6 protein-coding genes are annotated in these 13,505 nt (G+C 66.9%); all 6 read right to left on the bottom strand.

Annotated features, from left to right (window positions below):
• Positions 1 to 7: 7 nt before the first annotated feature.
• Complete coding sequence (locus IB236_RS02245) at positions 8 to 1,174, bottom strand: alpha-hydroxy acid oxidase (RefSeq protein ID WP_192418593.1); 1,167 nt, start codon at positions 1,172 to 1,174, stop codon at positions 8 to 10.
• A gap of 142 nt (positions 1,175 to 1,316) precedes the next feature.
• On the bottom strand, positions 1,317 to 3,605 hold the full coding sequence (locus IB236_RS02240; protein ID WP_056061211.1) for a diguanylate cyclase domain-containing protein: 2,289 nt from the start codon (positions 3,603 to 3,605) through the stop codon (positions 1,317 to 1,319).
• Positions 3,606 to 3,689: 84 nt separating this feature from the next.
• A complete protein-coding gene (gene pbpC, locus IB236_RS02235; RefSeq protein WP_192418958.1) occupies positions 3,690 to 5,984 on the bottom strand; it encodes a penicillin-binding protein 1C in 2,295 nt (764 codons plus the stop codon).
• Between the two features lie 60 nt (positions 5,985 to 6,044).
• Positions 6,045 to 6,914 carry a methylglyoxal synthase gene (locus tag IB236_RS02230; RefSeq protein WP_192418591.1) on the bottom strand — a complete coding sequence of 290 codons (870 nt, stop codon included), beginning with the start codon at positions 6,912 to 6,914 and terminating at the stop codon, positions 6,045 to 6,047.
• A 55-nt stretch (positions 6,915 to 6,969) separates the two neighbouring features.
• Positions 6,970 to 7,338, bottom strand: coding sequence for a hypothetical protein (locus IB236_RS02225; protein WP_056747520.1), 369 nt, complete (start codon positions 7,336 to 7,338; stop codon positions 6,970 to 6,972).
• A gap of 79 nt (positions 7,339 to 7,417) precedes the next feature.
• Positions 7,418 to 13,402, bottom strand: a complete 5,985-nt coding sequence (locus IB236_RS02220) for an alpha-2-macroglobulin (RefSeq protein ID WP_192418956.1) — start codon at positions 13,400 to 13,402, stop codon at positions 7,418 to 7,420.
• Positions 13,403 to 13,505 lie beyond the last annotated feature (103 nt).

Raw genomic sequence — 13,505 nt, 5'->3', positions numbered from 1 at the left:
CAGCCGCTCAGGCCGTGGGAAAGGTACCGGGCAGCAGGATCGACGAATCAACGTTGTTGATGTTGGTATGGCCACAGAACGCCATGGTGATGTCCAGCTCTTTCTGGATGATCTGCAGCGCACGCGTCACGCCCGCCTCGCCGTAGGCACCCAGGCCGTACAAGAAGCTGCGGCCGATCAGCGTGCCCTGCGCGCCCAAAGCTCGGGCCTTGAGCACGTCCTGCCCGCTGCGGATGCCGCCGTCCATCCACACCTCGATGTTCTTGCCCGCTGCTGCGGCAATGCCTGGCAGTGCGGCAATGGAGGATGGCGCGCCATCGAGCTGGCGCCCACCGTGGTTGCTGACGATCAGTGCGTCGGCACCGCTGTTGACGGCCAGGCGCGCATCTTCGGCGTCCATGATGCCTTTGAGGATCAGCTTGCCGCCCCAGCGCTTCTTGATCCACTCCACATCGCCCCAGTTGAGCTGCGGGTCGAACTGCTCGGCCGTCCACGACGACAGCGACGACAGGTCGCCCACACCCTTGGCGTGGCCCACGATGTTGCCAAAGCTGCGGCGTTTTGTGCCCAGCATGCCCATGCACCAGCGCGGCTTGGTGGCCAGGTTGATGAGGTTGGCGATGGTGGGCTTGGGCGGGGCCGAGAGGCCGTTCTTGATGTCCTTGTGGCGCTGGCCCAGGATCTGCAGATCGAGCGTGAGCTGCAGCGCCGAGCAGTTGGCCGCCTTGGCGCGGTCGATCAGGCGTTCGATGAAGTCGCGGTCCCGCATCACATACACCTGGAACCAGAACGGGTGGCGGCCCGTGTGTTCGGCCACGTCTTCGATGGAGCAGATGCTCATGGTCGAGAGGGTGAACGGGATTCCAAACGCCTTGGCCGCCTTGGCCCCCAGGATCTCGCCGTCGGCATGTTGCATGCCGGTGAGGCCGGTGGGTGCAATGGCCACGGGCATGGCCACGTCCTGGCCCACAATGGTGGTGCGGGTGGTGCGGCCTTCCATGTTCACGGCCACGCGCTGGCGCAGCTTGATGCGCTGGAAGTCGCTCTCGTTGGCGCGGTAGGTGCCCTCGGTGTACGAGCCCGAATCGGCGTAGTCATAAAACATGCGCGGCACACGGCGCTGGGCGACGGCACGCAGGTCTTCGATGCAGGTGATTTTGGACAGATTGGGCACGCAGGCTCTCCAGGATGGGGAATGCGCCGAATGGTAGGCGGTGGCGCGGGGGCCAGCCATCAAAATTTTTTCGACGGCTTGCAACAAATTTCCAGCGACGGACAGTGCCGTGCCACCCGGACGCCCGACACCAGCAGGTGGACTACTGGGCCGCGGCCACTTGAGAGGGCTCGGGCAACACCACCTCGGGATCGGCATCCGGGCCCTGGTACAGCATGAAGCGCATGCGCCCGCCGCGTTTGGCCGCATACATGGCGCCGTCAGCATGGCGCGACAGCTCATCGAACGTGCTGCCGTGCTGCGGGAACAGCGCAATGCCGCCGCTCACGCCCACCCGCACCGGCTGCCCAGCCAGATCAAACGCTGCGTCACAGGCCGCCAGGATCTTGCGCGCCACCAGGCAGGCGGGCTCCACCCCATCCAGCCCCGGCAGCAGCACCACAAACTCATCGCCCCCCTGCCGGCACACCGTGTCGGACGCACGCACCGCTGCCTGCAGGCGCTGGGCAAACTGCACCAGCAGGACATCGCCCACATCGTGGCCCAGGCGGTCGTTGACTTCCTTGAAGCCATCGAGGTCCAGATACATCACCGCCAGAGACTTGCCGTCACGCCGTGCCTGGGCCATGGCCAGATGGGCGCGGTCCTGCAGCAGCACGCGGTTGGGCAGGTCGGTGAGCGCGTCATATTGCGCGAGGTGGGACATGCGCTCGGCCATGGCCACGGCCTCGGTCACATCGCGCAGCACCGCCACCGCGCCCGTCACCGCGCCATGGCGGTCGGTGATGGCACTGGCCGTCTCCTCCACCTGGAAGCGCTGGCCGCTGGTGCGGTGTACCAGCACGCCCCGCACGGGCTCTGTGGCCGCGCCTTGCTGAATCGCGGTGCGCAAGGTGTTGGGCAAGGGTTCGTCGTTGTCGGGGCAACGCAGGCTGACCACTTCGTCTGCGTTGTGCCCGGCCGCATCAAACGCCTGCCAGCCCGTGAGGCGTTCGGCCACGGGGTTGAGGTAGGTCACCATGCCTTTGGCGTCCGAGCAGACCACGGCATCGCCGATGGATTGCAGGGTGAGGCGTACGCGCTCTTTCTCGTCGAACAGCTCGTTCTCCATGCGCTTGCGCTCGGTGATGTCCGTCACTTGCACAAAGAGCCCGGTGACCACGCCGCGCGCATCGGTGTCAGGCAGGTACGAGACGATGCTGTGACGCGGCTGACCCCGTGCGTCCTCGTCCGTCCGCTCAAAGCGCTGTGGCATTCCTGCCAACGCCAAGTCGTAATTGGGCTTGCTGGCCGCGTAGCGGGCCTCGCTGAGCAGCTCGCTGATATGGCGGTCCCGCACCGGTGCCGGGTAGGTGCCGAACTCCTCCAGCGCCGCACGGTTGGCAAAGCGGTTGTGCATGCTGGCATCCCAGTAGGCAATCATCGAGGGCACGTTGTCGAGCGTCGTGCGCAGGTCGTGTTCGGCCTCGGCCAGGCGCGCGGACACCTGCTGGCGCAGCAGGAGCTCGCGCACAAACATCAGGGCCAGCCCCAGGCTTCCCAGCATCAGCAGCACGGCGAAGCCCCCCAACACCCAGGCACTGCTGCTCCACTTGGCCAGGATGGTCTCTGTGGACTGCGCCACGTTCAGGATCAGCGGGTAGTTGCCCACAGGCCGGAAGGAGTAGAGGCGCTCCACGCCGTCGAGCGCCGCCTTGCCCACAAAAGAACCCGTGCCCTCCTTCTGAAAGCGCAGCAGGTTGGGGGAGCCGGCAATCGTTTTGCCCACATCCGAATCACCGTACGGGAAGCGGGAGATCACCACCCCGTCCTGACGGAACATGTTGATACCGCTGTTCGGGCCCAGGTCCAGCGAGCCGAACAGTTCGTTGAAGTAGCTCAGGCGGATGGCGCCGACCACTACCCCGGCAAAGCTGCCGTCTGCGTTGTAGTAGCCCCGCGAGATGGGCAGGATGTTCAGGCCCGTCACCCGCGAAGGCACAGGCTTGCCGAAGAACAGCCCCTGTTCGCCCCGATCGCGGAAAGCCAGAAAGTAGTCGCGGTCGGCAAAGTTGACCCGGCGGGGGGCATTGGAGCCCGAGTCCAGGATGACATTGCCTTGCGCGTCCAGCACCAGCACATCACCCGCGCCGCGCGCGCGCAGCGAGTTGTCAAACACCACCCGCGAGCGCAGGTCGGGGGGCAACGCCCACACCTCCGGGCGCGACACCTCGCGGGCCACGCCCTCCAGGGATTTATCGAACGAGTCCAGCGACCAGGCCAGGCCCTGCTCCAGGGTGCGGGCCAGGTTGGCGTTGGTTTGCACCGCGTAGCTCCACTCGTCGTTGCGAATGGTCCAGATGGTGCGGGCGAACAATGCCCCAATACCCAAAGCCACCAGCAAAGCCAGCCAGATCAGGCGGTGAGAGAAAAACTGGCGAAGCGAGGGCATAGAGATAGTTTGTAACTATTTTAAACAGTCGCCTGAACCGGGACTTGGCCCGAATTCACACCGTATTCCTCGGATTTGTCAGCGTCAATGCGCACCTGCCCGGGGGGGCGCCGCCACCACACCGGCACCACGCACCTCCAGCCGGACTTCGTCCAGCACCTTGCCCTGGGCATCGGTGATCTGCACGACATGCCGCCCAGGCCACGGCATCCAGGCCACCCGAGGCCCCCGGCCCAGGGTTTTGCCGTCCAGCCGCCACTGCACGGCATCGCCGGTGGCGGTGAACTGCAGGCGCTGGCGCATCGGCGGGATGTCCGGGTCCAGCGCGATCACCGTGCCGGACGCCGGGGCGGTGATGCGGGCAGAGGCACCGGCAGGAAGCGCCATAGGGGTCGAGGCAGCGTTTTTGGAGACTTTTTGGCCAGATGCGCTAGTGGAATATGGCTCGGAAGCTATTGAATCAATAGCAAACAAAGACTGCTGTGTGCCAGGCACAAACCATTCGTCGCGCGCAGCCTCCAGCGGCTGGAGCACGCCTGCAGAGGGCGGCTGGCCCGGACCAAACCGCACAGCCGCCCTGACCAGACCCCCAGGGGCCTTGGGGGCCCGGCTGGGCTCGCGGGCGTGCAGAAAGCCCATCACCGCTGCCCAGATGGGCGCCGCACCACTGGTGCCGCTGACCTCGTGCATGGCCGCGCCACTGGCATTGCCTACCCACACACCCACCGTGTAGCGCTCGGACCAGCCCACCGCCCAGTTGTCGCGCATGTCCTTGCTGGTGCCGGTTTTCACCGCCGTCCAGAAACGGGTGGCCAACACGCTGTCGGTGCCGAAGGTGCGGGCGCGTGCATTGCCGTCGGACATGATGTCACCCACGATGTAGGCAGCGCGTGGGTCGATGGCCGGGGCCGCGGCGCTCACCCGCCCGCCATTGGCGAGCGTGACTGCAACAGGACTCGCCCGCCCGCCGTTGGCGAGCGTGCGATAGGCATTGGTCAGGTGCAGCAGCGGTACCTCGGGGCTGCCCAGTGCCAGGCTGTAGCCAAAGTAGTCGCCACTTTCACGCAGCGGCAATCCCATGGCCCCGAGCTGCCGGTGGAACGCATCGGGCGTGACCATGACCAGCGTGCGCACGGCGGGCACGTTGAGCGACGCCGCCAGTGCCGTGCGCACCGACACCCAGCCCTTGAACTGGCGGTCGTAGTTTTGCGGAATGTAGAGCCCGCCCGCCGTGGTGATCTGCGCGGGCGAGTCCTCCACCAGCGAGGCCGCCGTGAGCCGCCGCTCTGCAATCGCCTGGGCGTACAAGAACGGCTTGAGCGTGGAGCCCGGCTGGCGCAGCGCCAGCACCCCATCGACCTCGCTGGCCTGGCTGAGCTGGCCGGATGACCCCACCCAGGCCAGCACCGCGCCCGTGGCGTTGTCCAGCACCAGTACCGCGCCGTCTTCCACATGGCGCCCGCGCAACTCGCGCAGGTGCTGCTGCAGGCTCTGCATCGCAAAACGCTGCAACGGCGCGCGCAGGGTGGTGGCCACCCGCTCGGGCACAGCGCTGTCCTTGTCCCGCTGGCGCAGAAGGTAGCGTGCAAAGTGCGGCGCCACACCCTCGCTGGCATCAAAAGCGCGGCGTTGTAATGCGGCCGTGGTGAACAGATCCAGCGCATCGCAGTCCACGCGCACCGCCGGTGCAGCGGGCGAGGCGGGGGTGGAGGGGCGTTGCTGCATGTCGCGCAGCACGCCGCAGGCACGCTGTGCCACCAGCGCAGGCCTTGCGTTGGGTGCGCGCACCAGGGCCGCTGCCACCGCGGCTTCGCGGTCGTCCAGGCCGTGGGCCGCCTTGTCAAACAGAGTGCGGCTCAGGGCATCGATGCCCACCAGCTCGCTGCGAAACGGCACCAGGTTGAGGTACGCCTCCAGGATCTGGTCCTTGCGCCAGCGCCGGTCCAATACCTGGGCGGCCACGGTCTGGCCGACCTTCTGCACCACCGTGCGCCCCCCGGGGCCCTGGCGCCAGTCCCCGTCCAGCAGGCCCGCGAGCTGCATGGTGATGGTGCTGGCCCCGCGTGTGCGCTGGTTCCACAGGTTGCCCCAGGCGGCGGCCGACGCAGCACGCCAGTCCACGCCGCTGTGTTCAAAAAAGCGCTTGTCCTCGCTCAGCACCAGCGCCTGGCGCAACGCGGGCGACACATCGGCCAGTGGCACCCACTGGCCACGCCGCACGGTGGCGTCGGTGCGCAAGCGCTGCAGCACCTCGCCTTCGCGCGAGAGGATCAGGGTGTCCGAGGGCTTGAAGTCCGCGCGCACCTCGTCAAACGTGGGAATGGCCCAGGCGCCCGAGGCGCAGGCCGCCAGCACCAGAGCGGTGGCCTGTGTGCGCATGCGCAAGGTGAAGAAGAAATCGAAGGGAAGGAGCACAAACGCGCAGAGATCAAAGCGCCATCAGCGCGCTGCGCGCAGGCGCACGGCGTCGCACCAGCGCTGCGCCACGCCCGGCACGGTGACACACACCGCATCGTGCGTGGCGGTGGTCACGGCGCGCTCCAGCAACTGGATGTCGGCCTCGTGCTGGCGCGCCACATGCGGGTCCTCAAAAAAAACGGCTCGATGGCAACGGCGCTCCAGCACCAGGTCGGCAATCTGCGCATCGCCACCCAGCGGCCCGCTGTTAAAACGCTGCACCCAGGGCTGCCCCTCGGGCCAGCCCTTGCTCAACGCCAGGGCGTTCAGTCGCTGGCCCGTGGTGCCGGTGGCCACCCGGTGGCGAAACTGCGACAGCACATCAAAGTTGCGATCCGCGAAGTCGAGCATGGCCTGTTTGCACGCGTCATGCGCAATCAGGGCCAGCGTCTGGGTGCCATGGTCATGAAACCGGTCGGCCTGCGGGTCGGGCGCCAGCCCGGCGTGGATGCGCTCCATTTCGATCCAGTCGCGCGCGCTGGCCACGGTGGAAAGAAACGGCTTGCCGTGGATCACACACTGCCGCTTGAGGGCCAGCGCCTCGGGGAAGATGGAAGAAGGCTCCACAGGGTCGGTGAGGTAGATCGCGCCATCGAGCGTGCGCCCTTCCCCCATGCCCACCACCTCTGCCACCACTTTCATCAGCCCACCGTCGCGCCCGTAGGGATAGCGCACCAGCGGCCGGTACCCCTGCAGCATGCCCGCAGCGACGATGGCATCGTGCGTGCGGCCCACGGCGTGCAGCCCCAGCTGCAGTTCCCGGATACCCGCCTCGCAGGCGCGCAGCCAGGCAAAGAGCGCCGCATCTTCGGTGTGGTGGTGCAAGCGGTTGGCAGCGAGACCCAGGATCATGGTGGGTTGACTTTCTGAAAACGAAGGGATCTGAACATCGTAAGCGCCTCACGACTCAACGATCGGAGTGCTCCCGGTCAAACCGCCCCTCGGCCTCGGTCAGGTGGCGCAGCAGCACATGCGAGATCAGGTTGACGCCGATACCGCCGAACACCACCGGCAGCAGGTACAGCGCAATCGTCAGCTCGGAACTGAACCACACATCGTCGGCCAGCGACGGCGTGCTCTTGGCCTGTGCTGCCATGGACTGCAGCAGGTACACATCCACCCCCGCGATCAGCACCAGGGCCACACCAAACCCCAGCACCGCCCAGCGCGAGATCGACCGCGTGACCAGCAGCAGCGCATAAATGCCCACCGGCAGCACCAGCGAGAACCCCACCAGCAGCCAGAACCGCAGCTCCAGGAAGACGCTGAGGCTCATGGCATGCGTACCTGGGGTGGGCAATGGGCAAAGCTGTGCACGGCTGCGTTATGACGAAGTGGCGTTGGGGCGTCGCAGCTTATTTGGCCACCTGCACCTTTACCCGTGCGTTGGGCGACTCGCCAAACATCTCGGGCGCATACATGGCCTCGACCCGGCTCGGTGGCAGCGCAAAGTCGCCCGCGTTGTTCAGGCGCACGGTGTACTCCATCTTGACGATGCCCTTGGGCAGGTACTCGTAGTAGCTGCGGAAGGACTCAAAACTGCGCTCCTCGAACGCGGGCCAGCCGGCGCCGCTCTTCTTTTCGCCCTGCGTGGCGATCTCGGAATCGCGGCCCAGGCCGCTGCCCAGGATGGTGGCGCCACCCGGGATGGGGTCGGTGATGGCCACCCAGGTCATGTCGGCCGTGGCGTTGACCTCCAGCGTCACCCGCAGCACGTCGCCCCGCGTGTACTGGCCGGCGGGCAGCGACTTGTTGGCCTGCTCCACCGGGGTGATGGTCTTCTTGATCGCATAGCCCGCCGCGAACGGGGCCTTGAGATCAATGGCCGCCACCGACTGCAGCGTGAGCCAGGGCTTGCCCGGGCCCTGGTGCGTGACGGCCAGCTGCTCCTTGCCGCCCGCCTTGCCCGCAGCACTTGCCCAAGGCAGGAACATGCCGTTGTTCTTGAGGTTGCCGGGCGATGCGGGTGCACCAAACCAGGTGATCTGGTTGGGAGCGCCGGTGGCGTCCGACGCCTTCAGGCGATCAACCTTGCTCCAGTCCACGCTGGCGGTGTTGCCACCCATGCTGGCCTTGGTGGTGCCCGACACGGGTGTGGCCTCGAACTTGGCGCTGAATTTTTCCAGCGCCAGGCCGCCCCACAGGTTGGCGGTGGTGGTGTGCCAGGCGCCTGCCTGCTGGCGGCTGATAAAACCGTTGGCCAGGCGGCCCATGTCGTCCTTCCAGGCCGGGTCGTCCATCACGGCCAGCATCAGGCGGGCAGTGTTCACGTCGCCGTTCTGCATCAGCCACCACCAGTAGTCGTCCTGCTCGTTGCTGAAGATGAGCTTGGTGCCCTGGAACGACAGGCGGCCGCGCAGGATCTGCATCGCCTCGGCCAGGCGCTTGTCGCGCTCGGGCACATCGGCCACGCGCTTCAAGACATTGACCCAGTCGATCACCGTGTGGGTGGGCCACTGGTTGGGCGCGATGGTGATGCTGCTTACCATGCGGCCCTGGGCCTTGCCGTAGCGCGACAGCGCTTCGAGCGCAGCCACCTTGCGCATGTCCAGGTCCTTGCGCGGGCTCCAGAAGTTGCGCTGGATGCGGCCTTCCACAAACGCGATCAGGCCACGCTCCATGGGCGCGCGGGCCTCGTCGGGCAGTGCAAACGCGGGGTTGATGCTGGCGGCCTCGTGCGTGGCGGCCAGCACATAGGCCGTCAGGGTGTCGCTGCCCCGGTTGGCGTCGCCGTCGCGCGGCGGGAAGTAATTGGCCAAGCCATCGCTGTCGAGGTAGGTGGGCAACTGCGCCACCACGGTCTGCCACAGCGCGCCATCACGCAGGCCCACGGCCTTGCTGGTCTTTTGCTCCAGGCAGGCAAACGGGTAGCGCGCCCACCAGTCGCGCACGCCGGGCAGGCCTTCGGCCAGCTTGGGCTGCAGCGACATCTTGAGGCCGCCCCGGCCGGGCAATGCGTCGGCAGGTGGGTTCACATCGAGGTTGTAGCTACCGTCCACCTGCACCAGCGTGGCCTGCTGCACCGTGAGCGGCACCGCCTGCACGATGCGCTGGCGGGCCTTGAGGGCGTCGCGGGCACCACTGACCTGGTCCTTGGCTTCGATCTCCCACAGGATGGCCTCGGCGCGCGTCTGCGCCAGCTGCGCTGGGGCCGTCACGTCCCAGGCCACCTCACGCGCCTCTCCCGCCGGGATGTCGATGGTCTGCGGCTTCAGGTCCAGCAGCGTAGCGCGTGGTGCCACCTCCACCTTCATGGCGGCCTTGGTGGTGTTGCGCAGCGTGATCTGCGCGCGGAACTGGTCGTCCTCACGCACCAGCGGCGGCAGGCCGCTGATGATCTGCAGGTCCTGCGTGGCGCGGATGCTGGTGCTGCCGGTGCCAAACAGCCCAGTGGACGCATCGGCCACCGCCACGATCTTGAAGGTGGTCAGCGCATCGTTGAGCGGCACGGTGACCTTGGCCTGGCCGTTGGCGTCGAGCTTGAGTGCGGGCTCCCACAGCAGCAGGGTGTCCAGCAACTCGCGCGTGGGCGACTTGCCCCCACCACCCCCAGCGGGCACGGCCTTCTTGCCGTAGTGGCGCCGGCCGATGATTTCCATCTGCGCGGTGGATGTCTCCACGCCCCAGCTGCGGCGCTGCAGCATGGCTTCCAGCAGGTTCCAGCTGTTGTTGGGCATCAGCTCCAGCAGCGCCTGGTCCACGGCGGCCAGGGCCACTTCGGCATTGGCGGCGGGCTTGCCGCCGGGCAGCGTGGCGGTGATGGTGACCTGGGCCTTGCCGCGCACGGCGTAGCTCTCCTTGTCAGCCTGCACCTTCACATCGATCTGGTGGGCCTGCGTGCCCACGCGGATTTCGGCCACGCCCAGGCGGTATGCGGGCTTGGACAGATCCACCAGCGCCGTGGGCGCCTGGTATTCCTTGCCTTCGTACCAGAACGAGGTCCACCACTCGCGCGGCGCCTTGAAGCCCCAGGTGAAGAAGCTGTACCACGGCACTTCGCGCAGGCGGCCCCGCAAGGCCAGCACGCTCACGTACACGTTGGGTCCCCAGTCGGGCTGCACCTTCAGGCTCACCGTGGGGTCCTGGCCGTTGAGCTGCACCACCTGCGTGTCGATGATGCCCTCACGCTCCACGGCCACCAGGGCCGTGGCAAAGCGGAACGGCATGCGCACCTGGAACTTGGCGGTCTCGCCGGGCTGGTAGCTCTTCTTCTCGGCCAGCAGATCGATGCGGTCATGGTCTTCGCCGCCAAACCACAGCTCGCCCTGGCGCGTGACCCACACCGACGAAGCGGCCACGCTGGTGTTGCCGTCCTTGTCCGTGGCCGTGACCACCAGCTCCACCTCGCCCGCCTCGTCGAGCTTGGCCTCGCAGAGCAACAGGCCTCGCGCGTCGCTTTTGCCGCTGCACAGCGTGCCCAGGTCCTTGGTATCGGTCTGGTTGTCGTAGCTGTAGAAGCCACCCACCATGCGCTTGCGCGTGGTGGTGGTGATGCGGGCCAGGGCCTGCACCTGCAGCGCGGTGTCGGCCGCCGGCTTGCCGTTGTGCTGCAGCGCCAGCGCCTGGAAGCGGATCTTCTGGCGCGCAGACACCCAGCCTTCGGTCTTGATGCCCGCCACCACACCGGCGGGCCACAGCATCTGCGTGCTGCGAAGGGTCTGCACCTCGCCATTGGGGTCGGCGTAGGTGGCCTCCAGCAGCAGTTCCTGCGGCTGGCGGGCCTGGGGGACATTGTCGATGGTGACCTTGCCCGCACCGTTCTTGTCGAGGGTGAGCGGCAGCTTGTCGGCAATCACGCGTGCATCCTGACTGGCGGTGGCCTCTTCGTCGTCGCTGTTGGCGTTGCTCTGCTCGCGCTTGCGGGGCGGGTTGAAGCGGAAGGTATCGTAGTCGCTGAACTCCAGGGACTTGCCGCGCACCAGGGCCGACACGCGCACCGGCAGGTTGGCCGCGCCGCCACCGGCCACGTAGTTGATCTGCACGTCGGTGGGCACCGACCGCACGCGCACCAGTGCCTTTTTCTCGACCGGGGCGATGCGGCCTTCCAGCACGGGCAGGCGGAACTCCTCCACGCGGAACGAGCCCGACGCTAGGCTGCCATTCACCGTGCCGTTGCCCCCCAGCTCGACCTGGTACACGCCCAGCTTGGCAGCGGGCGGAATCGCAAAGGTGCTTTGCGCACTGAGCCCCCCGGTGGCCGTGCCGCGCCACACCAGGGGTTGGGTGAACTGCTGGCCGCTGCCCAGGTGGGTGATGACAAGGGTGTCGGGACGCGATGCCGACAGGGCAAAACCCTGGCGCGTTTCGGCGCGCAGCAGGTGCTTCATCGACACGGTTTCGCCCGCGCGGAACAGCGTGCGATCAAAGATGGTGTGGACGCGCTCGTCCGGCGAGGGTGCCCGGCTGGTGGGCACATTGAAGCGCCAGGGCTCGATGCCCCGCTGCCAGTCGCTCCATGTGAAGGCCATGTCCTCCACGCCATCCACCCCCTTGTGGCGCGCGCTCACAAAGTACGACTGGCCCACCTCGTCCTCAGAATGGGAATTGCAGCCGGGCGGTTCGGACGAAAGGCCCTCCACACGGGCTATACCCTGTGCGTCGGTCACGGCCTGCGCCAGTTCGTTGCCTCGGCAGTCCGACACGCGCACCGTGGCGCCCTGCACGGGCTGGCCCTTGTCCAGCGTGGTGACCCAGGCCATGGCGTTTTCGCGGCCCAGCTTGAAATGCACGCCCAGGTTGGTCACCAGCGCCGAGGTGCGCACGTACATCGTGCGGCCTTCGCCATGGCGGTCGTCCAGCAGCGAGGCGCCGAGCTTTTGCGACGCGATCTCCACCACATGGAAGCCGGGTGTGAGCGGAATGCCCACCACCTCGAACGGGCGCGGGTCGTTGCTCGATGGCTTGGGCAGGTCCAGCGTCTTGACGCCGCCCTTGCCTGCCAGCAGCGACAGCATGCGCGACTGCACGTATTCCTTGTCGTCATCCAGCACCTTGGGCAGGGGGCCGGTCACGTCCTGCCGCGCCTGCTTGCGGTTGACCACGTAACTGTCATAGCGCTGCACCTTGCGAAACCAGGCAATGATGTCCGCGTCGGTGCGGGGCTTGAGCGTGCTCACCTTGCCCGCCGGTGCGGTGGCTGTCGCAACACCTGCTTGCAGGCCCTGCACGCGCAGGGCAGCCTCCACGTTGCGCAGCGTCACGGGCAGCAGCGCAGGCGGGTTGTCCGACGCGGGGCCTTCGGCAAAACGCTCCACGATGCCAAAAGGCGCCGCTGCAAACTTGGCCAGCGGCGGCATGCCGCCAGTGGACACCTTGAGTGGGAAGTTGTCCGCATTGCGCAGCGGGCGGCCCGAGGCGTCCTTGAAGTCCTTGGGCAGCTCGATGGTGAAAGCGGTGTTCTCGGCCAGCGGCGCGTTGAACTGCAGGCTGTTGACCAGGGCATCGGCCTGGGCACCTTCTGCGCCGCCATCGATCTGGGACTTGAGGGTTTCCTTGGCGGACTTGAGGCGAATGGCAGCCGCCAGCTTGCGCGGCACGGGCGCATTGAACGACAGCATCATCGGCCGGATCGGCAGGCAGGCCGCCTGGGCGTTTTCGCGCTCGCAGCTGAACTCGGCCGAAAACGGCTCACGCACCTTGAAGTCAAAGCGTTTTTCCACCGTGTTGGCGACTCCGCTGGGGGTGGCCACCCCCTTGCCGAACACGATCTGCATGCGCGAGCCCGAGGTGAACCGGCGGTTGCAGGCCAGCGTGGCAAAGGACAGGGGCTCGCGTGCTGCGTCTTTCTCCAGGCCCAGGCCCTTGAGGATTTCGGCGCGCTGGGCCCCCTCGATCAAACGCACGGGGATGCGCTCGCCCACGCCTTCGGCCGTGCACCACACGTTGCTCTGCACGCTGGCCGTGGTGGCAGGACCATTGAGGAACAGCACAAAGAACTGCTCTTCGTCGATCTGCTCGTAGGTGCTGGGGCGGAGATTCTGCACAAATGGCCCACCGCTATTGAACTGATAGCTCTTGGCGCCCGTCAGTTCTGCGCCAGCGGGCGATTTGAAGCCCGGCTTGACGCTGGCGGTGCAACGCACGCCTGGCGGCAGGTCGCGCTCGAAGTCAAACACCCACTCGCGCTCGCCAGTCCAGCGGCCCGTGCCCTTGGTCACACTGGCGTCGCTGCAGCTCAGACTCAGGGGAGCGGCCGCCTTGGGGTCCCCAAAATTGACCGCAGCAGCGTCGAACTTGGCCACCACCTGGCGCACGCGCGCCACCTCGCCCTGGGGCGAGAAGCTGGTGATCTGCAGGGCCTGGGCCCCCCAGGCCACCAGAGACAGGCTGGCGGCCAACATCCATTTTTTTGCGTTCACGCTATCCCCTCCGAAGGAACCAGCAAGCGTAACAAAGTGCCATGTCGCCCGGGTGTATGTTGCAAGCACTTACGTATCGGCCGGG

This window comes from Acidovorax sp. ACV02 (genome assembly GCF_014851475.1).
Lineage (GTDB): Bacteria > Pseudomonadota > Gammaproteobacteria > Burkholderiales > Burkholderiaceae_C > Acidovorax > Acidovorax delafieldii.
The sequence above is the reverse complement of the archived record's forward strand: the minus strand, read 5'-3'. Positions and strand labels throughout refer to the sequence as shown.

Excerpts from the sequence above, each read along its gene's own strand:
- IB236_RS02230 (WP_192418591.1), bottom strand. The coding sequence starts at position 6,914 with ATGATCCTGGGTCTCGCTGCCAACCGCTTGCACCACCACACCGAAGAT.
- IB236_RS02225 (WP_056747520.1), bottom strand. The coding sequence starts at position 7,338 with ATGAGCCTCAGCGTCTTCCTGGAGCTGCGGTTCTGGCTGCTGGTGGGG.
- IB236_RS02220 (WP_192418956.1), bottom strand. The coding sequence starts at position 13,402 with ATGTTGGCCGCCAGCCTGTCTCTGGTGGCCTGGGGGGCCCAGGCCCTG.
- IB236_RS02240 (WP_056061211.1), bottom strand. The coding sequence starts at position 3,605 with ATGCCCTCGCTTCGCCAGTTTTTCTCTCACCGCCTGATCTGGCTGGCT.
- pbpC (WP_192418958.1), bottom strand. The coding sequence starts at position 5,984 with ATGCGCACACAGGCCACCGCTCTGGTGCTGGCGGCCTGCGCCTCGGGC.